17 protein-coding genes and 2 pseudogenes are annotated in these 23671 nt (G+C 56.6%); 9 read left to right on the top strand and 10 right to left on the bottom strand.

Annotated elements, in window-relative coordinates; translation table 11 throughout:
* Positions 1–5: 5 nt before the first annotated feature.
* The gene (locus OKW40_RS20055) at positions 6–1073 is read left to right on the top strand and encodes an acyltransferase family protein (protein WP_429491169.1); all 1068 of its coding nucleotides are present in this window, start codon (positions 6–8) and stop codon (positions 1071–1073) included.
* A 525-nt stretch (positions 1074–1598) separates the two neighbouring features.
* On the opposite strand, the gene OKW40_RS20050 is transcribed toward OKW40_RS20055, so the two are convergent.
* From OKW40_RS20050 to OKW40_RS20035, 4 genes and pseudogenes are all read right to left on the bottom strand, one after another.
* Positions 1599–3479: an SDR family NAD(P)-dependent oxidoreductase gene (locus OKW40_RS20050; protein WP_429491168.1), complete on the bottom strand. Its 1881-nt coding sequence runs from the start codon at positions 3477–3479 to the stop codon at positions 1599–1601.
* Between the two features lie 5 nt (positions 3480–3484).
* Complete coding sequence (locus OKW40_RS20045; protein ID WP_429491165.1) at positions 3485–4519, bottom strand: MraY family glycosyltransferase; 1035 nt, start codon at positions 4517–4519, stop codon at positions 3485–3487.
* A 9-nt stretch (positions 4520–4528) separates the two neighbouring features.
* Positions 4529–5486: pseudogene (locus tag OKW40_RS20040) on the bottom strand (UDP-glucose 4-epimerase family protein).
* Positions 5483–6331, bottom strand: a complete 849-nt coding sequence (locus tag OKW40_RS20035) for a glycosyltransferase family 2 protein (protein ID WP_429491163.1) — start codon at positions 6329–6331, stop codon at positions 5483–5485. The pseudogene OKW40_RS20040 and the gene OKW40_RS20035 overlap by 4 nt, the downstream one beginning before the upstream one ends.
* 643 nt (positions 6332–6974) lie before the next feature.
* Here OKW40_RS20035 and OKW40_RS20030 point away from each other — a divergent pair.
* The 5 genes from OKW40_RS20030 (at position 6975) to OKW40_RS20010 (ending at position 12288) form a co-directional block, all read left to right on the top strand.
* On the top strand, positions 6975–8069 hold the full coding sequence (locus OKW40_RS20030; RefSeq protein ID WP_429492006.1) for an IS630 family transposase: 1095 nt from the start codon (positions 6975–6977) through the stop codon (positions 8067–8069).
* Entirely contained in the window at positions 8066–8308 is a 243-nt protein-coding gene (locus OKW40_RS20025) for a DUF6429 family protein (RefSeq protein WP_429491161.1), read from the top strand. Before OKW40_RS20030 ends, OKW40_RS20025 begins: the two co-directional genes overlap by 4 nt.
* Before the next feature lie 305 nt (positions 8309–8613).
* Positions 8614–10557 (top strand): class I SAM-dependent methyltransferase, encoded by a 1944-nt coding sequence (locus OKW40_RS20020; protein WP_429491159.1) that lies wholly within the window; start codon positions 8614–8616, stop codon positions 10555–10557.
* The gene (locus tag OKW40_RS20015; RefSeq protein ID WP_429491157.1) at positions 10550–11440 is read left to right on the top strand and encodes a glycosyltransferase family protein; all 891 of its coding nucleotides are present in this window, start codon (positions 10550–10552) and stop codon (positions 11438–11440) included. Before OKW40_RS20020 ends, OKW40_RS20015 begins: the two co-directional genes overlap by 8 nt.
* Positions 11441–11451: 11 nt before the next feature.
* Complete coding sequence (locus tag OKW40_RS20010) at positions 11452–12288, top strand: glycosyltransferase (RefSeq protein WP_429491155.1); 837 nt, start codon at positions 11452–11454, stop codon at positions 12286–12288.
* A gap of 117 nt (positions 12289–12405) precedes the next feature.
* Here OKW40_RS20010 and OKW40_RS20005 read toward each other — a convergent pair.
* Positions 12406–12777: pseudogene (locus OKW40_RS20005) on the bottom strand (transposase); the annotation flags it as partial.
* Between the two features lie 123 nt (positions 12778–12900).
* Here OKW40_RS20005 and OKW40_RS20000 point away from each other — a divergent pair.
* The 3 genes from OKW40_RS20000 to OKW40_RS19990 all read left to right on the top strand — a co-directional run bounded on the left by OKW40_RS20000 (position 12901) and on the right by OKW40_RS19990 (position 17264).
* Positions 12901–14034 carry a methyltransferase domain-containing protein gene (locus OKW40_RS20000; RefSeq protein WP_429491153.1) on the top strand — a complete coding sequence of 378 codons (1134 nt, stop codon included), beginning with the start codon at positions 12901–12903 and terminating at the stop codon, positions 14032–14034.
* Between the two features lie 560 nt (positions 14035–14594).
* Positions 14595–15944: a hypothetical protein gene (locus OKW40_RS19995; RefSeq protein ID WP_429491151.1), complete on the top strand. Its 1350-nt coding sequence runs from the start codon at positions 14595–14597 to the stop codon at positions 15942–15944.
* A 69-nt stretch (positions 15945–16013) separates the two neighbouring features.
* Positions 16014–17264, top strand: a complete 1251-nt coding sequence (locus tag OKW40_RS19990) for an IS256 family transposase (RefSeq protein WP_429491149.1) — start codon at positions 16014–16016, stop codon at positions 17262–17264.
* Positions 17265–17559: 295 nt separating this feature from the next.
* On the opposite strand, the gene OKW40_RS19985 is transcribed toward OKW40_RS19990, so the two are convergent.
* The 5 genes from OKW40_RS19985 to OKW40_RS19965 all read right to left on the bottom strand — a co-directional run bounded on the left by OKW40_RS19985 (position 17560) and on the right by OKW40_RS19965 (position 23669).
* Positions 17560–18687, bottom strand: a complete 1128-nt coding sequence (locus OKW40_RS19985) for a methyltransferase domain-containing protein (RefSeq protein ID WP_429491147.1) — start codon at positions 18685–18687, stop codon at positions 17560–17562.
* Between the two features lie 597 nt (positions 18688–19284).
* Positions 19285–20781: a mannose-1-phosphate guanylyltransferase/mannose-6-phosphate isomerase gene (locus OKW40_RS19980; RefSeq protein ID WP_429491145.1), complete on the bottom strand. Its 1497-nt coding sequence runs from the start codon at positions 20779–20781 to the stop codon at positions 19285–19287.
* A 52-nt stretch (positions 20782–20833) separates the two neighbouring features.
* Entirely contained in the window at positions 20834–21787 is a 954-nt protein-coding gene (locus OKW40_RS19975) for a glycosyltransferase family 2 protein (protein ID WP_429491143.1), read from the bottom strand.
* Between the two features lie 36 nt (positions 21788–21823).
* Positions 21824–22432 carry an acyltransferase gene (locus OKW40_RS19970; protein WP_429491141.1) on the bottom strand — a complete coding sequence of 203 codons (609 nt, stop codon included), beginning with the start codon at positions 22430–22432 and terminating at the stop codon, positions 21824–21826.
* Complete coding sequence (locus tag OKW40_RS19965) at positions 22416–23669, bottom strand: glycosyltransferase family 4 protein (protein ID WP_429491139.1); 1254 nt, start codon at positions 23667–23669, stop codon at positions 22416–22418. Before OKW40_RS19965 ends, OKW40_RS19970 begins: the two co-directional genes overlap by 17 nt.
* Between the last annotated feature and the right edge of the window lie 2 nt (positions 23670–23671).

Here is a 23671-nt window from a genome sequence, read left to right as displayed (position 1 = left end):
TAACAATGACGCTTGACCAAATACTGCGACGAGAAAACAACAACGCGGATCTGCTGCGCCTGATCGCGGCATGCGCGGTAATCTGGGGCCACGCCTTTGTGATGGTACCGGGCAACAAAATAATCGAGCCCGTGCAGCAACTGCTTGGCTTCGACTACTCCGGCTCGCTCGCAGTCAAGTTTTTCTTCTTCCTGAGCGGGATTCTGGTCACGAACAGTTGGCTTAGCAATGGCTCGCCACTGCGATTCGTTACCGCCCGAATTTTCAGGATTTTCCCTGCGTTGATAGTTGCGGCCCTAGTCTGCATGTTCATCATTGGGCCAGCACTAACCGAACTGCCGCTTGCGTCGTATTTCGCTCGCACAGACTACTTTCTGCATATTGCCCGCTATCCATATATCGAGTATTACCTTCCGGGAGTCTTTGAGCACAACCTGCACCCGCAGGCAAACGGGGCCATCTGGACGATTCGGTATGAACTCGCCATGTACACCGCGCTGCTGACGCTCGGTCTATGCGGGCTGCTTCGATTCAAATGGGTGGCTACTGCATTTTTTTCTGCCTTGATACTGGTATCAGCCATCAGGCCAGAAAGTATCGAACTGTTTGGGCTGCCCAATGTGAACATGGCAGGACACCTACCGGCGTTCTTCCTATTCGGCGCAATACTAGCGCTCCACAAGAAGTGGGTTCGGCTTGACGGGCGGCTGGTTGCGGGTTTGATCCCGTTTGCCTGCATGTTCAGGCATAGCGCGGCATTTCAGTTCGTTTTTTATCCCGCATTTCTAATCTCGTCGATATGGTTGATGACGTTGCGCCCGGTTCTGCAGACGCGTCTACCGGGCGATTTCTCATATGGCGTATATGTGTTCGGCTGGCCAATTCAGCAGACGTTGGTAACCGTATTCCCACATATGGGAGTGGCTGCGCACATAGTTTTCGCTATGTCCACCTCTATCGCAGTAGCGTCCGTATCGTGGTATGCCGTCGAGAAACCATGCATTGCATTTGGCAGAAATGTTTCCTTGCTGCGCAAATCCGGTCGCCCGGACGGGTTGCCTAGCCATAGCTAAGGACGCGGGACTTCCGTCGCGCCCGGCGTCCTGTCGCAGCAAATTGTATTCGTAGATGATGATCTCGCCGCCGCTTGGATTGCCTCCTGCCTCAGTGCCGATATTGCTCCCCACCGCGCCAGAACCGCCCCATAGCCGCTCGCAGCGGTTCCGATGCGCGGGATATACGTGACCAACTGCGCCAGCACCATAGGGCGAACTACCTCCACTCCCCGAAGAATCGATCCCTGTCTGGCCAAAGGCATAACCCGCACTGGAATCGATCTGGCCGGAGTTGATCAGGGTGGCGGAAACCCCTGAAAGCGCGCATCCGCTGCGCCATGGGAGCACGTAGCTGCGATGCATCGCCGCTACACTGCGCCCGAGGCCACGCCGAGCTCTATTCGGTGGCCTGAGCTATCCGCACGCCACAGAGTTTGACGAACTTTGCAACGTCGCGAGTGTCTTTTTTAACCTATATAAACGCGCGTTCCGAGGACTTGCCGACGACCTATGCAAGCCCGCCTTCACCGGACATTGCCCACTTTACGACACCCTCGTCGCCGGCATCACGCTGCGCAATTGCGTGGCCGTTGCAGGCTGATATTCCGGCACCCAGCGACGCAGATCGCGCCGCACTTCATCGTCGGTCGGCACGCGATGCTGCATCAGCCACGGCAGCAGGTTGTCGATCAGGCTGTCCGGCACCTCGCGCGCCTGCGCGATGCGCAGTTTCGGGTGCGGCGTGCGCGTGGTCGTTTCGTCGTCCGCGAGCAGCTCCTCGTAGAGCTTCTCGCCGGGCCGCAGGCCCGTGTACACGACGCGGATCTGCTCTTCGGTGAAGCCGTACAGACGGATCAGATCGTGCGCGAGATCGGCGATGCGCACCGGCTGGCCCATGTCGAGAATGAAGATCTCGCCGCCGCGCCCCATGCTCGACGCCTGCAACACGAGCTGCGACGCCTCGGGGATCGTCATGAAGAAACGTGTGATCTCAGGATGCGTGACGGTCACCGGTCCGCCGCGGGCGATCTGTTCCTGGAACTTCGGAATCACGCTGCCCGCGCTGCCGAGCACGTTGCCGAAGCGCACGGTCTCGAACTGCGTGCACCGCGCGCCCTGCTGCTGCAGCGCCGAGCACGCCATCTCCGCGAGCCGCTTGCTCGCGCCCATCACATTGGTCGGGTTGACGGCCTTGTCGGTCGAAATCAGCACGAAATGCGCGACGTCGTGGCGGATCGCCGCGCGCGCGACGCGGAACGTGCCGAGCACGTTGTTGCGCACCGCCTGCCACGTGTTGACCTCTTCCATCAACGGCACATGCTTGTAGGCAGCCGCATGAAACACGATGTGCGGACAGTAGCGCGCCATCACCTGATCGAGCAGCAGCGAGTCCTTCACGTCGCCGACGATCGGCACCACCGACACTTCCGGATACTTGTCGCGCAGCTCTTCATTCAGACGATAGATCGAGAATTCGGAGACGTCGAACGCGACCAGTTGCACCGGCCCGAAGCGCAGGATCTGCCGGCACAGCTCCGAGCCGATCGAGCCGCCCGCGCCCGTCACCATCACGACGCGGTTTTTCAGCAGCGCGGCGACGTGCTCGGTGTCGATCGTCACCGGGTCGCGGCCGAGCAGGTCTTCGAGATCGATCTGCCGCACGCGCGACATGAACGCCTGGCCCTGCGTGAGCGGCGTGAGCGCGGGCAGCACCATCGCGCGCACGCCGGCGCGCACGCATAGCGTGGCGACGCGTCGCTGGGTGTCGACGGAGGCCGACGGAATCGCGATGATCGCGTGCTCGACACGCAGCGTCTCGGCCCAGTGGGCCAGGTCGCTGATGGGACCGAGCACCTTATGGGCGTAGATTTCGCGGCCATGCTTGGCGGGATCGTCGTCCAGCAGGCCGGCGAGACGCCATTCGCCCGAGCGGGACAGCTCGCGGGCCAGCGTGGCGCCCGCGTTGCCCGCGCCGAGAACGATCACGGGCTTGCCCTGGCCGACGAGGCCGCCGTACAGGTAAAACTCCTTGGTCGCGCGATAGAGCGCACGGGCGCCTCCCATCACGAGAAACAACAGGATCGGCGAGACGATGAGGACCGAGCGCGGGACGATGGGAATCGGCTGGATCATCACGGCGGCGACCATCACCACGATCCCGCCCGCGATGACCGCCTTGGAGATGCGCATCAAATCGGGCAGGCTCGCGAAAACCCACATGCCGCGGTACAAGCCGAAGATGCGGAACATCAAGCCGTAAACCGGCAGAACCCACACGAGCGCGTGCAATGCGCCCATCCAGAACTCATGGGGAATGGGACCGTTGAAACGGATCAGATAGGCGGAAAGCCACGTGCCCATGACCGCGCACAGATCGAACATGAAGGCGCTGAACGATAGCCATGAGGCTTTGTTTCGAAGCATCGGCGTCACACCTTTGGTTGTTCGGAGACAATTGAATGAAAGCGCCGCCAGCGCGAATCAATGGCGACGCCTATCAGCACGAGCACGACAGCCCATGCAATAACGAAGCTCCACTGCATTTGCACAGACCGACCCAGCGCGGAAACAGCAAGTATTATGCCCGCGAGCATTGCTACATACCAGTAAAGCGCCGTCCGGGCGTGCCCCATCCCCGAGCGAACCATTCGTTGATAGTAGTGCTCGCGGTGCGCCTGCCAAAATTTTTCTCCGCGGAGAAGGCGACGCAACAGGGTGACCGAAGCATCGGCGATGAACGGGGCAAAAACCATCGCAGGGAACCAGATCGGCCACGCGCCTTCGCGCCAGCCCCAGTAACCGAGGGCACCCGCCAGGAAACCGAGAGGAATCGAGCCGGCGTCGCCGAGAAAGATGCGCGCCGGATGAAAATTGAACAGCAGAAAGCCGGCCGCGGCACCCGCTACGGCCGCGCTCGCAAAGCCCAGTTGGGGCACCGGATGTCCGCTCACCAGCGCGGCCACCGCGTAGCCACCGAAACCGAATAGAGCCATCCCGCCGGCGAGCCCGTCGGCACCATCCATGAAATTGTAAAGATTGACGAGCCAGAGCATCAAAAAGGCGAGGCACGTCAGCATCCACCAGGGGACGTCGGCGGGATAGACCGCCACCAGCACCGCCACCGCGGCGAAATGGCCGGCAAAACGAACGCGCGCTGGCAGCCCGCGCCGGTCGTCGATCTGGGACATCGCTGCGAGGAACACGACGGCGCAGGCGATCATCCATAGCGACGAAGCCGTCAGAAGAATCGCGGCCACCGCCACCGGAACGACGCCCCAGCCGCCGACGCGCGGCGTCGGCCGCACATGGAGCGAGCGCTCGTTTGGAATGTCGGTGGCAAGCCGCCAGGCGAGGCCAGTAGTCAGCAAGAACCAGAGCAGCACCGCGCAGCCTGTGGCGGCGCCAATCGCAACCAGCGCGGCGGTCGGCCAGGGAAACAACCCGTGATCGGCATTCAGCAGCATCGGTGGTCCTCAATGCGTCGAGCGGTACCAGCGCGCCGTGGCGGCCAGTCCGTCGTCCGTCGAGTACGGCGGTTGCCACCCGAGTTCGGCGCGAATATGCGACGTGTCCTGGCGCAGGCTCCCGATCAGTCGCTCCACCTGGGCCTGACGCCCCGTCAGCCGCCCCGCCGCGTGCAGCCAGCTGCCGGGAACCGGTAGGAGGCGCGCCGGCTTGCCGAGGTGCCTGCCCAGCGTGCGCGCCAATTCGGCCACGCTCAGGCTGGTGTCATCGGCAACGTTGAAGCAGGCCGCCTGCCGCGCGCGGATCCGTGACGCAATGCTTCAGTGCATCCGCGAGATTCTCTACGTAGACCATGCTGCGTCTGGCCGCGATAACGCCGAGCGGCAACGGCACGCCCTTCGCGATGGCGTCCATCAGCCGCAGAAAGTTCGCGCGGACTTCCGCACCATAGACGAGTGGCGGGCGGACCACGACGATTTCCATGCCCGTTTGCGCGCCGTAGCGCGTGAGGCTCTGTTCGGCTTCGGCCTTCGAGCGCCCGTAAGCGTCCTGCGGATGCGGCGGATCGTCTTCGCGCAACGGGCGCCCCGGATCGATCTCGGCCTGCGCCTTGACGCTGCTGACGAAGACGAAGCGCCGCGCGCCGTGGCGCTGCGCCGCCTCTGCTACCCGCATCGTCCCGTCCACGTTCATCTGGCGAAACGCTGCATCGGGGTCGGCCGCGCTATCGCGCATGACATGGACGCGCGCGGCCAGATGGACAACGCAATCGGGCCGCAAATCCTGCGGCCAGACCGCTGAGACGTCCTTGAAGTTCTCGCTATCGTGAACCCATTCGCGCACGCCAACCGTGCAACGGCCAGGCTGCCGAACGAGCGCGGTCACGGCGTGGCCTTCGGCGGTCAGCGCGCGGCACAATGAACGTCCGACAAAGCCGCTCGCACCGGTGACGAGCACGCGACTCACAGCCACCTCCAGCCGAAGCGCCTGAAGAATTTGAAAGCGGACGCGGCGAACATGCGGATATGCGCGGAACCCTTGCGCGACGCGCCGCCGCCGTGGTGCAGCACACGGACCATCGGCGCGTATGCAATACGCGTGAGTTCGTGAGTTCGCAGGCTCAGGTCGTAGTCCTCGAAATAGAGGAAGTAGCGAGGATCGAAGCCGCCAAGGCGTTTGAGCACGCTGGTTCGAAACAGCATGAAGCAGCCGCTGATGATCGGCGGATCCCAGACCACTGAGGTGCCGTCGATCACATCCCGCATTTCATAGCGCGCGAGGCGAGCGGCGAACAGCGAGTCGCGCAGAGCGACGGGCAGGAAGCCACGGGCGAACAGATCGATCAGCGTCGGGTACTGTCGACAGAGGTATTGTTGGCTGCCCGAGTCGTCTCCGATCCACGGTGCAAGCAGGCCCACGTCGTCGTGCGCGTGAAAGAACTCGCAGGCGGCAACAAGTGCACCGGCCTCGAGATCGATGTCGGGGTTCAGAATGAGATGAAAGTCGCTCCGCGCCTGCTCAATCGCAAGATTGTGACCGCGACCGTAGCCTACGTTACCGTGCCCCGTCAGCAGCTGGAAGGCGACGCCTCCCTTGTCGAGCCGATCGATGGCATCGTGCACATCTTTCAGGCCGCCGTTATCCACGAGGTACAGCACAACCGTGCATTCGGGAGCGCTCGCTCGCAAACACTCGCAGGCTGCCGCGAAGCTCACCAGCGTTCGCCGGAGGAGAGCCTCATCGGGCTTGTATACGACAATAGAGGCCGAAAGCCCGAGACTTCGTGGAAACAACGCGCCTTTAGCGTTCATGCGGAAATCGACTGCAAGACAATTAGAAAAACGGATAGCTTGATGCGGCCAAGTGCTCGGCCGCCCTTTCCACGTGATGCCTCGCAGTGGGCGCACATGTGCGCCGCAATTGTAACCGCTGCGGCCGAAGTGGAACAAAATCAACGTCATGACGTGCGTTGGGCCTGTGGCAAGTCGAGCAGGCGTATTGACGAGATTGCTCTTGTTCTCGCAACTCGATTCGCCCCAAAAAACGTACCTGCGGGAACGCTGAGAATTGTGAATAAGGCGACACGGTAAGCGGGATCCCAGCTGGCGGCGGGTCCTCGATACGGTGCGGAGTCCTGGGCGGCGTTGAAGGAAAGTTCTGGATCAACTACTCCAGAACTGAATTGAACAACTGCGCCAACGCCCTTCCTCCGCCTGACAGGCACTTATCTGACCCTTTTCTTATCCCGAGAAGACTTTCGCGGCACATGCTCTTGCGCTATTATCGTCGCTCGTATTTTGGGGACTGAGAACCGAACCAATACTTTCGCGACAGAGCGCGCAAACGCAGCATCAAAACAATCAAGCAAGGCTAGTGTCGTGAGTTAAAAATTCATTGAAATATGTTCGCTGCGTACTAAAGTGTCTTGTGTAGCACTGGTATGAGGACGTGGCGATGAGCGGAAGACCTAAGGCGGAGCTTGTGCTGAGCGAATCGGAGCACGAACAGCTTAAGGCGTTGACGATGCGACGCAAGACAGCGCAGGCGTTGGCTTTGCGAGCGCGCATCGTGCTGGCCTGTGCCGATGGCATGGACAACCGGATGGTCGCAAAGGCACAGCGTGTAAGTCAGCAGACTGTTTGCAAGTGGCGCGCGCGCTTCGTTGCAGACCGTCTGGATGGATTGCTCGACGCGCCGCGCCCGGGCGCGCCCCGAACGATCGATGATTCGCGCGTCGACGCAGTGATCGCGAAGACGCTCGAGTCTGTCCCTGCGGTGGCCACGCACTGGAGCACGCGTACGATGGCGCGCGAGATGAACCTCTCGCAAACGGCAGTGACCCGGATCTGGCGAGCTTTCGGGTTGCAGCCGCATCGGCAGGAGACCTTCAAACTTTCCAGCGATCCGCTGTTTGTCGACAAGGTTCGCGATATCGTCGGGCTTTACCTCGATCCGCCGCTCAAGGCCATGGTGTTGTGCGTGGACGAGAAGAGCCAGATCCAGGCGCTGGACCGCACGCAGCCCATCCTGCCGTTGGCACCGGGCATTCCCGAGCGGCGCACCCATGATTACATGCGTCACGGCACGACCACGCTGTTCGCGGCATTGGACATCGCCACCGGTGAAGTGATCGGGGAGTTGCACCGACGCCATCGCAGCAGCGAATTTCTGCAGTTCCTGCGCACGATCGAAGCCAACGTTCCGCAGTCGCTGGATGTGCATCTGGTGATGGATAATTACGGCACGCATAAGACGCCCTCGATCAAGGCGTGGTTCGCTCGCCATCCTCGCTTCCATGTTCATTTCACGCCGACCTCGGCGTCGTGGCTCAATCAGGTTGAACGATGGTTCGCCACGCTCACAGAGAAATACCTTCGACGCGGCACGCATCGTTCGACCCGCCAACTCGAAGACGCCATCCGCCATTACCTTGAAGGCTACAACGCAAATCCCCGTCCCTTCGCCTGGAGCAAGTCGGCCGATGAGATCCTGACCAGCCTTGAACGGTTTTGCGTGCGGGTCCAGAAGGTCGAAGGACGCGCGCGATGAACATCAATACCGACGCGATCGACGAAGTCGCCCTCGCACTTCTTTCCCTGACCCTGCACGATCACAACCGGGCATGGAAGGGCTTCGACTGGGATGTGCTGAATCGGCTCTACGAACGAGGCCTCATTGGCGACCCGGTTAATAAAACGAAGTCTGTCATCTTCACCGAAGAAGGATTACGTGAGTCCGAGCGGCTCTTTAAGCAGCACTTCGTCATCGCTGACAGTACAGGACATTAATACAACGAACTTCCAACTCACGACACTAGCTGTGGTGAAAATCTTGAGGTGCCTGTACTATGCTTATTGGCCCGAAGGATAAGTTTCATGTGTTCAGACAGGCCACGAAGCTGGGTGGGCCGTATATATCGGCTAATAGTTCAATGCGCCACGACTCCCTAGACACAAAATGAGGATTGCTCCATGGCTCGTCGGTTCAGGTAATCCGAACGGCAGCCTGTGTAATGACAGAGACGTAGGCTACGCTTCTCGATTGTTTCCACCGTTTTTTGCACTCTAGACCATCGAATGTCGAAGGATTTGAAATGAAAATTGCGTGCTTTGTGATGATGAGAAACGAATCCCCAATCTTGGGACCTTTTCTCGATCAGGCCGATGCGCTTTTTGATCGATGTATTGTTTTGAATCACGGCTCGACAGATGACAGTGTTTCAATGGTTCAAGCCCGAGATGACTCGAAGTTTTCCCTCTACCATCTTAAGGCGGCGGGTTACCCACAATCGGAGGTCGCAACATTCTTCGCTCGCGAAGCTTTCTTGAGGAATCAGTCCGATTTCCTTTTCTTCCTCGATTGTGACGAATTTCTGCCTTTCGATAGCCGAGTGGAGTTGGAAGATTTCCTTTCTAAGCACGCAACCGCGGATGTGATGCGCCTGCCGTGGCTAAATGTATGCCCAAGTACTTTCGACGGGGGAAATATATTTTCGAGTACCTTTGTACACCAAGGGCCATCTTCCATTTTTTACAAAGTGATTCTACGAAAGAGCGTTGCTGAAAAGTCGCCTAACTTTGAAGTACAGCAAGGATACCACAGCATCTTAGCACCGGGGACCGACGCTCTGCAGATGGTCGACTGCGAGGACGCATATTGCATTCATATCCCAATCCAGAGCCGCGTGCAGTTCGGGTTCAAATTGGCGAATGGCAACAATCGGTTGATGCGAGAACGAATCAACCTTCGCAAAGGTAACGGATATCACTGGGCTGAGCTTGCCAAACAGTTCGCGACAGGCGGGTTGGACTCTAAGACTCTGTGCAACTTGGCGATGTCTTACCCGAATACAGACGCTGTCAACGACAACGCACCGCGTGAATTAACTTTCTCCTTCCCTTATGTGAATACTGAGTATCGTGAGCCGCCCAACTACACAGCGTCCCAGATCGCTGGGCTGATCGGTCTTGAAATCGAACAGGATAAGCATGCTGTTGCACATGCCTACTCAGTAATTGACTCTCTCGGCGGCGTGGTGTTTTCAGGTGGGATCAACTCCCAAGAGACGCCGATTTCCTTGAAAAATGGAGCCGCACCAATAACGCGCTCATTTACTGGAATCGTCGGTGGCGTTGCTGAGGATTTTTCGTCGCTGATTGAACCGCTTTTTAACGTCCCAACCAAGTTGCCCGTGACGGCATGGAAGGGCCATGTGCCTTTTATGTTCGTCCTGCAGAAACTCCTAAAGCCACGAGTGTATGTGGAGCTGGGGGTTCACAATGGTGCAAGCCTTATAGCCGCATGTACTGCAGCCAAGTCTTACAATACTGATACCACGTTATACGGAATTGACTCCTGGTATGGCGACGATCATGCTGGACGCTACGAAGGCGATCGAATTTATGCTGAATTAAAAGCCCATCTCGATGCGAATTTTCGAAATGTAAAACTGCTGAGAAGTTACTTTGCTGATGCACGTCGGCATTTCCGGGATGAATCTATCGATTTGCTCCATATCGATGGGTTGCATACATATGATGCAGCGAAAGAAGACTTTACTACTTGGTTTGGAGCCATGTCCCCGTCGGGCGTAATTCTCTTCCACGATATCTGTGTTTACGAACGAGGATTCGGCGTACATCGTCTATGGGCAGAATTGAAAGAGCTTTTCTCTACCGTGGAGTTTCATCATTCGTACGGTCTCGGCGTGCTTTTTTTAGATCCCAATGATAGCCGTTTGAGTTCGCTCACTGCATTAGCTTCAAACGAACATCAGATGAGCTTCTATCGAGACTTAGTGTCTCTGGTTGGAGACGTTTTGCCAGAGCGTATGGGCTACTTCGGTGCATCCGGCATTATCTCGGAAAAAGAACGCCTCATCGTTGAAAAGGACCGTGATATCGCGGACCTTAATCATCGTTTGTCTGCATTTGATCGGGACGTCGCACAGTTGCGTTCAGAAGTACAGGCGCTGCGGGCATCAACAAGTTGGCGTATTACGGCACCGCTGCGCGCACTAAAATTTCACCATGGTTGAGAAGTCGCTGCGTATTGCCGTTGTTGGGCATTTCACCTATTTTGAGAACCATTTTCCAGAAGGCTGGAAAAAAGATCCAAACATACTGTGCGTTGATGTCGACGAGAGAGACTACAGCTGGTTGCTGACTGTTCGTAATTTCCGCCCGCATATTACGTTGTTTTTTCGTCCGGAGTTGTATCCGAGGCACTACGTTGAGTGCATTCCCGGTTGGCGAGTCGCGTTGCTTTCGGAACCACTGCCTACACTTAAGGATGGAGAACTTGAATATACCGAGGAAACACGACTTCGGGAGCGAGTCTATGCGCCCATGGCGTGGGATGCCTATCATTGGCGCATTTTTTACGACCAAGGCAAACGGGAAAGCGCAAGAATTTTGGGATTTCCTATAGATGAATATCGTCCATTGCCGATTGATACATCATGTTTCTGTCCCCCCTTGCACCACAGGGCAAAAGAGTTCGATGTGACGTTTCTGGGAAAACCTACGCCTCACCGAATAGCACAACTTGATTTTCTGAGATCGACTGCGCTGTCTTTCCTGTGGGTCGCGCACGGGTTATCCGGAAAGCGTCTTGCCCAGATTTTCAGGCGATCAAAAATTGTGCTGAACGTCCATGCGGATGGGCGGGAAGCCTTCGAGCCCCGACTGTACCTTGCGGCTGCATGCGGTGCTGGAGTGCTTACGGAGCCATTGTCTTCACGTCCGGATTTGTTTGTCCCGAGGATATGGGAACAGGGTGGGCGCTGGAATGCACAGATGCTGGAGGACTACGTTCGCCTTGTCTCGCAGGAAACTTACACGAAGGGACTTTGGCAAGATGTGGAAGCATTGAGTACGCGGCGGTTGATTGCTGATCTTTGGCTTCGATTCGGGCGGTAAGGTGATAGAAAATGTTTAACCGATCGTTTTTACGAAGAAGTTTGCGGGGCAATAAGGTACCCACAGAGGCGGTATCCATTATCGTCAATAGTTACGACGATCAGCGTTTCAAACAATTCGAGGCTCGATTCCTTGCCAAGCTTGACTTCCCCCGCGTCGAATTGATTCGAATCGCAGACGCTGCTTCGATGTCCGAGGGATATAACCGGGCCGCGGAGAGTGCGACATGCCATTGGCTTTTCTTTTGTCACGATGATATAGGGATTCTGGGCGAGACGAGCGGCGCGGCTTTTCGTGATGCGATGAGTGCATCCGACGTCTTCGGTCCTTGCGGAACGCAACGGCTTGTATCCGGCAACTGGTATGACGGGGGGATGCCTTATAACGCCGGTGCCGTCGTGGCCCCTGACCCCGCGCGGCGCGGGGAATACAGGCTCGAGTTGTTCGGGAGGTCTCCGAAAAGTCTAGTTAGAAGAGTGCAGGCACTTGACGGTTTGTTTATCGCATGTAAAAGACAGGTTTTCGATGCCATACGCGGGTTCGACGAACTTCGACTGCACGGCTTTCATACCTACGATATTGATTTTACCTTTCGTGCTTATTTGGCGGGATTTGATTGTGTCGTGACTAATAATTTGCTGTTGCTTCACGATTCAAATGTTTCCGAGTTTTCAGAAGAGAAGCTGGCGGCGTGGGAGCGCGAGCGTAACCGGTTCGCGCAACGATTTGAACGTTACTTGTCCGCAGATCCAGGTGTTCGGACGCATGACAATTATCCGTTAGCTGACCCCGAAGACGGGCCCTCCGCACGAAGAAGGGCCGTAAGATCAACGCGTTGGCGGCCTTAGCGGGTGTTAGGGACTTTTGTTAAGAGCTGCAAAGTGCACGAACGTAAGCACGGAGAATACGATGGACTGCAAGCTAGTCAAGATTTCGGGCAATCGCTGGTAGTCTCCTGCCAGTTGATCGTAACCGGCGCGAAGCCCACCTTCGCGGTTCGACTGCAGCGTCCGCCCGTCGGGAATGACCGCGCGGGCTTCACCCCGGCGCTGCTGCGCGATCCGAGTGATCGAGCGCAGGTTATTGGCCGTGGCCTCGAAACAACCTGCTTGAATCCAGCGTTGTGTCCGCTGGTCGACCAGTTCGCACGGTGGAAACTCATTGAGCAACAAACGCCACGACGCACCCGAACGCACGATCCAGCGCGGCGCGTTGTACATCTCGCGCAGTGGGTAGCGGCGCTGCGGCGCGTCTTTGTTCATCAAGTTTAGGCACGGAGCGATGAAGTACCACGCTTCATGCGATACATCCATTGGGTCTGGCCTGCGTTTTTTCATTCCTTCAAGCTACCGGGTCAAACTCAATGTTTCTAATACGTTCCAAGGTTCCGTTGAGTTCGCATGCCATTGGGCGATCTGCAATAATCTGAGCGGCGAACCTGCCAAGATGAGGGATGAAAGATGCATGTTACTGCATTGGAGATTGGTAAAAAGTTTTTTGATACTTACGTAAGCGGCAGGGACGGGCTAAAAATCGTTGACATAGGCTCTCAAGACGTAAACGGCTCATTAAGATCTGTCGCACCACGAGGGTGTGAATACATTGGACTCGACTTCGTCGGCGGGAAAGGCGTCGACATCGTCTTAACTGACCCTTATTCCTTGCCCGTTCCAGAAAACTCGATTGATGTCATTGTTTGTTCCTCATGTATGGAGCATTCAGAATTTTTCTGGCTGTTGTTTCTCGAGATGCAAAGGCTGCTCAAACCTGAAGGGATTGTCTACCTAAACGTGCCGTCAAATGGGAATTTTCACAGATACCCGGTCGATTGCTGGCGCTTTTTTCCTGATAGCGGTGTCGCGCTGCAAAATTGGGCTAGACGTTCTGGATATAAGACAACGCTCATTGAGTCCTTTACTGGCATACAAAAACAGGATGTCTGGAACGATTTCGTGGCGGTTTTCGTCAAAGATGCTGACCACATCGCAATGTATCCTGAAAGGATCCAGGCGACATATAACGAGTTTACCAATGGGATCACGTTTGAAACTGACACATTTGCAAACCAAACGGACCTCCAAGAGGATCAACAACAAAAGATTCTGAACCAGACCGCACGTGATACCGCAGTTGCGGAGCGCAATGCGGCAGAAGCGGAACGCGCTGGAGCAACGGCGGCGCGTGATGCCGCGGTGGCAGCGCGTGATGCCGCGGTGGCAGCGCGTGATGCCGCGGTGGCGGAGCGCGACGCCGCAGTGGGGGAACGTGATGCCGCGGTGGCGGAACGTGATGCCGCAGTGGCGGAACGTGATGCCGCGGTGGCGGAGCGCGATGCAGCCTTGGCGAACCGCGATGCCGCCGTGGAGAAAAGGGATGCCGCGTTTGCAGAGCGGCTTGCTGCGGTGGATGAGCGTGATGTCGCGATATTGGAGCGCAATGCTGCAATGACAGAACGTGATAGGGCGGAGGCGGAACGTCACACTGCTTTACGACTTCGAGACGCCGCGATTGCGGCGCATGATGCGATTGTCGCGTCGACGAGTTGGAAGCTCACCGCACCGCTTCGAAGGCTGCGCGGCTTTTTGCACGTGTAGATAAGAATGGTGCACGCAAGGCGCACAGCTTATTTGTAAAAATCTGGACTTGATGGGACAAACGGTGTCCATTCCAGATCGGCCAATGCCGGCTACTCGACATATGTCGGAAACCGACCGGACATATCCGGCACGGCGTCTTTGAACGAATATCGGCGAACTGAAGACGATCAATTCAGCCCGCAGAATGGTTTATCCTGCAGGTTTGACGGGCATGAGTGCAAGCTTCTCAACTGGCTTGTGGAAGAGATTCAACTCGATCGCGCGCGATCATTTCGAGAAACGTAACAAGTCCGGCCTGCATAATTCGTTTTGCGCGGCGGTAGCTCTCATGCCTTGAAGACGACCGAGGTCGAGCGGTTGATCAAAGCGAACAGAACATCAAACTTATCGTAAACATTACAAATTGATAGGACGCACCCGCAAACGTTAAAATTGCGAATCTCAGCGTCTCGTTTGATGTTCCCTCAAAGTTCGGCGTCAGCCCGGTGCACCCTGCATAGGCTGATGGAAAGTGGGCCGCAGCGCGAGGCGAGCCTGCTCACCTGCCTACCACATACATGAAAGCTCATCCTGACACAGCAGCATCACTAGAAACCGCACTTGTCGTTGTACTCGGAATGCACCGCAGCGGCACAAGCGTTATCACCCGCGCGATGGAAACAATGGGGGCCGAGTTCGGCGACAATCTGATGCCCGCCGTTGCTGGCGTGAACGACAAGGGATTCTTTGAAGACCTCGATGTTTACGCGATTAATATCGAACTATTGAAGGCAGCCGGTGCAGACTGGCACAGTTTGGCGCCTATTGATTTCGGCAGAATTGAAAAATCGCAATGCGATGCACTACGGAGTCGCGCAATTCAGGTTTTGCGCGGTAAGTGCAGGAACAAGATCTTTGCCCTTAAAGATCCGCGAATTGCACGGCTCATGCCCTTCTGGCAACCTGTTTTCGACGGGTTGGGCATCCCCATCATTTATGTCATCGCAATTCGGAATCCTATAAGTGTCAGTCGCTCGCTCGAAAAACGAGATCACTTTCCTTGGGAGAAGTCTCACTTGCTCTGGCTGGCGCATACGGTTCTTGCTCTGCAAGCTACCTCTGGCACGAGGCGTGTGCTTGTCGACTATGATCGATTGATGGAGGAACCACGCGGCGAACTGGAACGGATTTCCAGACAACTGTGCATACCACTCGATACTCACCGAGCAAGCGAATTTGAGAAGGAATTCCTTGACGGCAAGCTGCAGCATACGAAATTTGAGGCTCGCGACCTTGAACTCGTGCACGCGGCATCGCGGCAAGTAAAGAGACTGTTCAGTGCGCTGCAGTCGACCGCGGCACGCTACGATCCAGGGCAGGACCCAGTGTATGAAACCGCACTGATGGACGCGCAGCACTATCTTGAAGATCTAGCACCCATATTGCGTCACGCGTGGCAAATCGAACAACAATTGACGCAGTTTCATGCCGAAATCGAGAGTTACAAGCAGCGTGTTGATGGACTGCAAAATGACCTGAACGAATCCAGGGAGAGCGACCGCCAGCACGTCGAAGCTCTAAAACATGATCTGGACGGGTGCAGACTTGATTCCGAAGCTCTACAACATGATCTGGACGAGCGTAGATCTGAAGCCGAAGCTCTACATCATGATCTGGACGAGCGCAGATCTGAAGCGGAAGCGGCCATGAGCACGATCGTCAAACTTAATGCCGAGAGCCAACTTCAGAAAGCAACCATAGACTCCCTGACAGCCACTATTCAGTCAATGGACGAAAGCGCAGCCAAGCAAGCAGCCGCTCTGGAACAGTCAAACCGCACCATAACCGCGCTCCTGCATTCAACGTCCTGGCGCATCACGGCACCACTACGCGTTGTGCGTAGATACGTATCAAAGCGGGAATCATAATGCCCGAGGGTGTAAAAAGTTTTGTGTAAACGGTCATTTGGCGGGAGACTGCCATCAATAGGAGCATAGATGACCGTAGCGAAACGCAATAAAAGAGAGAAGCCCGATCCTGAACTCGTCAAGCTGGCAGACAGCCTACTAACGAACTACCAGAAGCCAGAGGATCTGATCGGCGAGAATGGCCTGCTCAAGCAACTGACCAAGATGCTGGTGGAGCGGGCGCTCGAGACGGAGATGTCTGAGCATCTGGGCCATGCCAAGAGCGAAGCGGTGACCAATGCCACGGGCAACATCCGCAACGGCCATAGTGCCAAGACGCTGCAAGGGGAGTTTGGCGAGTTGCCGCTCAATATCCCGCGTGACCGTCAGGGTGCATTCGAACCGAAGCTGGTGGAGCGTCACCAGACGCGCTGGACGGGCTTCGACGACAAGATCATTTCGTTGTATGCGCGGGGCCTGAGCGTACGCGAGATCCAGGGGCACCTGGAAGAAATGTACGGCACGGAAGTCTCGCCAACGCTGATTTCGGCGGTCACCGATGCCGTCAGTGATGAGGTGAAGGTCTGGCAGGCCCGTGCGCTCGACGCGCTTTATCCGATTGTCTATCTCGACTGTATCCACGTCAAAGTGCGCGACAGCGGTGCGGTGCGAACCAAGGCGGTGTACCTGGCCATCGGCGTGAACATGGCCGGCCATAAGGAGGTGCTGGGGCTGTGGATCGCCCAGACCGAGGGGGCGAAGTTCTGGCTGCAGGTGGTCACCGAGCTGAAGACGCGCGGCGTGCAGGACATCTTTATCGCCTGCGTGGACGGGCTCAAAGGTTTCCCTGAAGCGATTGAGGCGGTCTACCCGAAGGCGGCTGTGCAACTGTGCATCGTGCACATGGTGCGCAACAGCCTGAACTTCGTGCCCTGGAAAACGCAGAAGGAAGTCGCCGCCGACCTGAAGACGATTTACGCTTCATCGACCGTCGAGCTGGCCGAGCAGATGCTGGGCGCCTTCGAGGCGAAGTGGGACAAAGACTACCCGTCCATCGGGCAGAGCTGGCGGCGCAACTGGGCTCGCGTAATTCCGTTCTTCGATTACCCGCCAGAAATCAGGAAGGTGATTTACACCACGAATGCCATAGAATCGATCAACATGAGCCTGCGCAAGGTGATCAAGACCCGCAGCTCGTTTCCGACCGATGAGGCCGTCACCAAGCTGTTTTACCTAGCCCTGAACAATATCAGCAAGAAGTGGACGATGCCGATTCGCGACTGGAAGGCCGCCCTGAACCGCTTCGCCATCCAGTTCGAAGAGCGGCTGGTGCCGGGTTAAACCTCAACCCGTTTACACAAAATTCCGGACACCCCCAACAATGGCTCGGACTCCTGATGCAGCACTATGCGTCGAGAACGATGAAGCCATCGCGATCTGACCTCACCGAGACGGCCAGATCACGTCAAGACTCATACAGCTTACTTCTGTCCTTCCGCTTCAGCGACAGGGTCCGCTGGGTGAGAACGATCAACTACTGCAGCTCACCGCGCACGATGTCAGCAAGCGATTCGAGCGGACGCTTCACGTTACGCATCACCCGCCCAACGCGCGAGCGCAACGTGTGCACTTTGAACTATTTCCGTAAAGCGGTGACAGCACGGCGAAGAGGCGACGTCAGGCGCCAACTTGTGGATGCTCTCAGTTCGAACAATTCTCGTTCTTTAAGCGCCGATTGCCTCTCCAGTTCGATATTCCGTTGACGAAGTCGCTCCACTTCAGCACTCAGGGCGGCATTTTGCGCGATATTCTGTTGACGAAGGTCCTCTATCTCATTCTTCAATGCGGTATTTTGCGCAATCAATTCGACCGATTGTGATCTCGCGCTCGATGATTCCGCTGTCTCTTCAAGTATTCGACGGAGTAACTTGTTTCGAATCGCCTCGTAGTCGCTGGGATGTAAAATGGGCGTTGAATCGGCTTTTCTCAGGCGACCATAGAACTCGACACCCGGTGAATCGAACACCTCGACGATCTCGAATGAGCACAGGCCGAGATAGCCGAGGTCCCGGATAAGCAACTCGAACGACGACGGTGTGAACACAGAACAATGAGTGTCCAGATACTCCACACTCCCGGAGCGAGTCTGCTTCAGCCATTCAGCATAATATTTTTCGAGCGCCAAGCCTACGGAAACGCGATCTGGGGTGACACCGCGATGGAAGGCGATATCCTTTCCATTGCCGTTATCGAAAGCCCCTAAGCAGGAGTACAGGTCGAAATATTGCGCAGATGTCGGCTTCTCTCGCTTGCATTCATATGCCTCGATCCATTGTCCTAGTGTAGAGACTGGACGGAAATAATCAAAGCAGGACCGCTTGTCGGGTATGGCCATCGAAATCAAACCACCCGGCTTCAGAGCCTGCGCACATCCCTGCAGGAATCGGATCGGATCTGGCAAGTGCTCGAAATTGTGGGACGACACAATATAGTCGAACTGGCCAAGTTCGCCCCGTGACCTGACGAGCTCTTCGATTTGGGTTGACGAGCCAAGAAGGTCGACTTCTTCGATCCTGTCCCGAATGTCGTCCGGGACATTGGCGATATCGGTCGCACGTTGCCTGAGCGTCGCAAGATCGAATACGTCCAGTACCAGGCATTGATATCCCTCGGCTTTTGAGGCTAAGGGGTTAAACCAAGGTCCGATCTCGATCCCTTTTTGGGCCCTCGAAATGCCCTTCAGAACTGCATCGCGCCGCTCCATGCCGCCCCCATATGCCGTCTGACATTCGGGCAATATTAACAGACTCAGGCATGCCACGATCTGGAGTCTATGCCTGTCCTCGATAGCTGGGTCTGAATGATCCAAACTTCAACTGCGACTGCATCGCAAAACGTCGATATGGGGTGCTGCATGAAATTGCCCACATGCGCGCTTCGATGCATGCGGGCGTGACAATGCCATACCGGATGATCGTCTCCGCTCGACCGTGGTTACGGTTCAGTTGAAGGCCCTGACCAACGCTTCGCCTTAGGCCGGCGGTGGCGAGTGTGGAGGGACGTGCAGCGGGGGAGTTTGTGCGGCCGTCGGACAGCCAGAGTGGTGGTCGCGGGTGGAGGATTTTGCGCCATCCTCCCGCCACGCCTCATACAGCGCCTGACAGCGACCACATAAATCGCGGTTCCGCGCAAAACGCATTATTCAGGGCCGACTGCCGAGCGCCGGCCTGCAAAAACCACATTGCGTGCTCAAGACCAGTACTGCCGGCCCCGCGATACATGCGGAATTTCTGTAATCGATTCACATGCTAACGGTCCATCGTCTCATTTTAATCGAAACGATGTCCACGATTCACCCAGCTCACGATCGCCCGTAGTTATCCTCAAACCGAACAATATCGTCTTCGCAAAGATACGAACCCGACTGCACTTCGATCAGTTCAAGCGGCATCTTGCCGGGATTCTCCAGGCGGTGAACCTGACCGAGAGGAATATACGTGGACTGATTCTCCGACAATAGAAAGCTTTCATCACCGCGCGTAACGCGTGCCGTGCCTCGCACCACCACCCAGTGCTCCGCGCGATGATGATGCATCTGCAACGACAGCCGCCCTCCAGGTTTGACCGTGATGCGCTTTACTTGGAACCCATCTCCCGCGTCGATCGAGTCATAGCAGCCCCACGGACGGTAGACCTTGCGGTGATAGTCCGCTTCCGTACCCTTCTCACGCTTGATTCGCCCGACGATTTTCTTGACATCCTGCACCGATGAATGGTTTGCGACAAGAATCGCGTCAGGTGTTTCAACCACGACCAGGTCATTCGTGCCGACACAGGCAATCAGACGCCCTTCCGAATGCGCAAAGGTATTCGACGCGCCTTCCAGCATGACATGCCCCTGCGCAACGTTACCGTCCGCATCCTTTGGCAGCACGTCCCACACCGCATCCCACGCCCCGACATCCGACCAGCCGGCATCCAACGGTACAACGACGGCATGGAAACCAGACTCAGGAGAGGCAACTCGCTCCATGACCGCATAATCGATCGATTGCGACGGACACGCCGTGAACGCGGCACTCCCCACACGGGAAAAGTCAACGTCCTTCGATTCACCTTTTGATGCCTCTACGCATGCGGCGTAGATCTCGGGTTCGTATTTCTCGATAGCGCTTAGCCATGTCGACGCGCGCATAACGAATAACCCGCTGTTCCACAAGAATTCGCCCGAGGCGACATACTGCTCAGCCAATTCACGCGACGGTTTTTCGACGAAACGCTCCAAACAATAGCCGTCGTTTCCATCGAGCGGCGCCCCTAGGCGGATATAGCCAAAGCCTGTCTCTGCTCGTGTCGGCACAATGCCGAGCATGACGATTTGCCCGTCGTTCGCGTATCGTACCGCGTTCGCCACACTGCGTCGAAAAGCGGCTTCGTCCGTCACCGCGTGATCGGCAGGCATGACGACCATAACGGCGTTTCCGCCCTCTTTCACCAACGAGAGTGCGGCCAGCGTCAGCGCCGGAGCCGTGTTGCGCCCCACCGGCTCCAGGATGATGCGAGCTGCAACACCAACCTGCCTCAGCTGCTCCGCAATATTGAAGCGATGCTCCTCGCCGCAGACGATAATCTTTTCCTCGGACACCGGGTGATTTGCACTCAATCCCTCGAGGCGTCGCGCGGTCGACTGAAGCAGCGACTCTTCGCCAAGAAGCCCAATCAGTTGCTTCGGGAACTGTTCTCGCGAAAGCGGCCAAAGGCGTGTTCCCGAGCCGCCCGCCAGAATGACTGCCCTGACTGGAGCATGATCGAGTATCGAAACCGCCTCGTTCGAGGCATCACGTGTTTGCGCATTCATCTTTTGCTACCGACTCAAAGAAACATTTACCGATCGATCGATTTTGCAGCCATCAAGCGGGCGAGACGACGCCACGGAAGGCGGCGCTCAAACCCGGTTGCAATACGTGCTCGTAATAAGCAGTTCGGGTCGGAAATGCTGATCGCGCTGCCTGCAGGAACACGAGCAATTCACTCATCTGCTTGTTCCTCAAGAACTCGACAAACGCTTCGAGATCCTGCGCCCCAAGAGCCGGCGAAAACAGGCGCGCCCCTGATTGGAACAGCGCATTGGCGATCACCGCCGCGATCTCCACGCGAACTTTCGCCAAATCTTCCTTGATCGTATTTCGCTCGTGCACGCGGTAGACGATATGCTCGTGCTCGAGATCCATGATTACCGATCCCGACTCGTACGCGAACATCAGGAAGTCCAGGTCATGACAGTAGCGTAGCGGCTGGAAACCGCCCGCAGCCTCCCACAGTTTCCGCGAAAACACCATGTTGGACGTCGTGGCAACGTAGTTTTCGTTCAACAAGGAAAGCTGCTGAAGACCGGACCGGTCGAGGAAGGCGCGCGACCGCTTCAGCCAATCGATAGCCACACCGTGTCGTTGCTTCGCACCGTCGTCATCCATGATGCCGACGCCTCCGACAATCAGGTCTGCTCCATGGCGCTCCGCCAGCAATTCGCGGCATCGCTGCAGCTTGCCGGCAGTGAACAGATCATCGGAGTTCAGCACCGCAACATATTCCGAATTGCTGATACCGATCGCGCGATTGATGGTGTTATGCGCCCCGGCATTCTCCTGCTTGAAGACGCGCACGCGCGGCTGCTTCGAGAGCACACGTTCAGCGACTTCGAAACCGCTGTCGGTTGAACCGTCGTCGATGAGGATGACTTCGCTGGCCTCGGACGTCTGCTCCAGAACACTCATCAGCGCTTTTTCTATATATCGCGCATGATTGTAAAGAGGAATAACGACCGAAATCGACGGCTCGCTCATTTTCTTGCGAAATTTAAACATATTTCCTGGCTCTCGCGTGGACAACGCGCATTCAAATTATTGAATATCGGTATCGAAAAACGGGAAGTATTTCGATCGGTATCGTAAATCGCACGAACGGTCTTTAATGTATCGCGCAGGATTTCCCGCCACGATCGTGTACGGAGCCACATCTCGCGTCACGACTGAACCGGCACCGACCACCGCGCCTTCGCCGACCGTCACGCCCGGGCAAATGATCGCGCGCGCGCCTATCCATGCGTGATCGCCAATTTCCACGGGCTTGCAAAGGCAAACGAAATCCGGATTTTGCGGATCGTGCGTCAACGTTTGAATCAACGTATAGTGCGAAATATTGACGTTGTTGCCGATCTTAAGCGGCACTCGGCCATCCAGATACGTGTATCGATTAATCACGGTATTGGAGCCAATCACGATATGGTAGCCCGTGACGAAGCAGCCCATCGCGATGCTCGAATCGGCTCCGATCAGAACATGGCAGAAACGTCTAAGAAACCAATGCCGGATTCCGTACGGCATGTAGTTCATGAACAGATGGTTGCCGAGATAAAAGCACACCGCGGGCTTGAAACGCCAACGAAGGAATTGCCACACGGAGCGCGCCCGGCCCACGACTCGGCGCGGAAAATTAGCGACGTTGCTCACGAACCACCTCCTCGATAATCGCCTCATAGCGCCGGACGATGTGGCCGAAGTCGTACAGCTGGTAAATCTTCTCCCGTGCACGCTCAGCGCGTTGCGCCCATTCTTCTCGATTATCGGCCATCGTCTCCATGGCCTTCACGAGTTCCGAAGTGATGCGGTACGCACGTGGCGCGTACGCCAATTCGTCGAGCTTCGCCGAGTCCAGTTCAACCGTATCGCCATATTCGTTCGGGATCAATATCCCGATATCGTTGTTTTCGATCACCTCAGCCGAAGCGCCCGTGTCCGTCAGGACCATCGGCTTTTTATAAAACATCGCTTCATTCATGGCGATGCTCCATCCCTCGATGAACGACGGCAAAAGGAATGCGTCGGCGACGCGATGCACATCGGCCACGTTGGCGATATAACCCGGCATCAGAATATGGTGCTCGAGGCCTTCTTTCCGGATCAACTGCTTCAAGGCGTCGACATGAGGTTGAAAGACGGGATTGCCAACGCACAAGATTTTGATATCCGAGCGCGTCGCGAGAATCCGCTTCATCGCGTCAACCATCACATAATGCCCTTTGTGGAGGTTGTACGAGGCGACATTGGCAAATACGTAGTCCGATTCCGACAGGCCCAGATCCGAACGCTGCAATTTTCCAGGCACTTCCTCGCGCGCTTCGTGTTCGCTGATGATCAATCCGTTCGGAACGGTCACCACCTTGTTTTCGGCCACACCGAGATTGGCAACCGCGAATCGCGTGGCGTTCTTCGACACGGAAATATATCGGCTAACGTATTTGTCGTTGCCGGCAAACGCCCGCGCCTGATCCCGCGAAAAAAACGCATAGACGTTGTGAATGAACGTTATGTTTGGGATACCCAGCTTCGCGAATAACGGATAGCCCGTGTAGGAGAAGTGGGACATGGTCAAGTCCGGCCTCGTCTCCTCGAGCAAGCGCTTATATGCCGTCAGCGTGTCCCGCTCCGGCAAACCGATTACGCGCAAGCCCGCATCGCGAGCCACCGTGCCCAGGTGGCCGACTTTTCCCGCCGTTACGATCGTGACGTCATAGCGGTCACGATTGAATGCGATCGCGGAATCGAGCACCACCTTCTCCAGGCCGCCCTTGTCGAACGAAGCGAGCTCGATCAACAGGCCCAACTTGTTGCTGTCCCGGACCGGTTGCCTGATGGCCGGTTGCGCCATGCGTGTCAGCAGTCGCTTTACTGAATCCAATACCGTCATAG

The sequence above is a fragment of the Paraburkholderia sp. RAU6.4a genome (assembly GCF_050435625.1).
GTDB lineage: Bacteria > Pseudomonadota > Gammaproteobacteria > Burkholderiales > Burkholderiaceae > Paraburkholderia > Paraburkholderia tuberum.
This window is presented reverse-complemented; position numbering and strand designations above follow the sequence as displayed.

Coding starts and splice junctions, on each gene's coding strand:
- OKW40_RS20055 (WP_429491169.1), top strand. CDS start 6: ATGACGCTTGACCAAATACTGCGACGAGAAAACAACAACGCGGATCTG.
- OKW40_RS19995 (WP_429491151.1), top strand. CDS start 14,595: ATGAAAGCTCATCCTGACACAGCAGCATCACTAGAAACCGCACTTGTC.
- OKW40_RS20025 (WP_429491161.1), top strand. CDS start 8,066: ATGAACATCAATACCGACGCGATCGACGAAGTCGCCCTCGCACTTCTT.
- OKW40_RS19990 (WP_429491149.1), top strand. CDS start 16,014: ATGACCGTAGCGAAACGCAATAAAAGAGAGAAGCCCGATCCTGAACTC.
- OKW40_RS20020 (WP_429491159.1), top strand. CDS start 8,614: ATGAAAATTGCGTGCTTTGTGATGATGAGAAACGAATCCCCAATCTTG.
- OKW40_RS20030 (WP_429492006.1), top strand. CDS start 6,975: ATGAGCGGAAGACCTAAGGCGGAGCTTGTGCTGAGCGAATCGGAGCAC.
- OKW40_RS20035 (WP_429491163.1), bottom strand. CDS start 6,331: ATGAACGCTAAAGGCGCGTTGTTTCCACGAAGTCTCGGGCTTTCGGCC.
- OKW40_RS19965 (WP_429491139.1), bottom strand. CDS start 23,669: ATGACGGTATTGGATTCAGTAAAGCGACTGCTGACACGCATGGCGCAA.
- OKW40_RS20010 (WP_429491155.1), top strand. CDS start 11,452: ATGTTTAACCGATCGTTTTTACGAAGAAGTTTGCGGGGCAATAAGGTA.
- OKW40_RS19985 (WP_429491147.1), bottom strand. CDS start 18,687: ATGGAGCGGCGCGATGCAGTTCTGAAGGGCATTTCGAGGGCCCAAAAA.
- OKW40_RS19975 (WP_429491143.1), bottom strand. CDS start 21,787: ATGTTTAAATTTCGCAAGAAAATGAGCGAGCCGTCGATTTCGGTCGTT.
- OKW40_RS20045 (WP_429491165.1), bottom strand. CDS start 4,519: ATGCTGCTGAATGCCGATCACGGGTTGTTTCCCTGGCCGACCGCCGCG.
- OKW40_RS20050 (WP_429491168.1), bottom strand. CDS start 3,479: ATGCTTCGAAACAAAGCCTCATGGCTATCGTTCAGCGCCTTCATGTTC.
- OKW40_RS20000 (WP_429491153.1), top strand. CDS start 12,901: ATGCATGTTACTGCATTGGAGATTGGTAAAAAGTTTTTTGATACTTAC.
- OKW40_RS20015 (WP_429491157.1), top strand. CDS start 10,550: ATGGTTGAGAAGTCGCTGCGTATTGCCGTTGTTGGGCATTTCACCTAT.
- OKW40_RS19980 (WP_429491145.1), bottom strand. CDS start 20,781: ATGAATGCGCAAACACGTGATGCCTCGAACGAGGCGGTTTCGATACTC.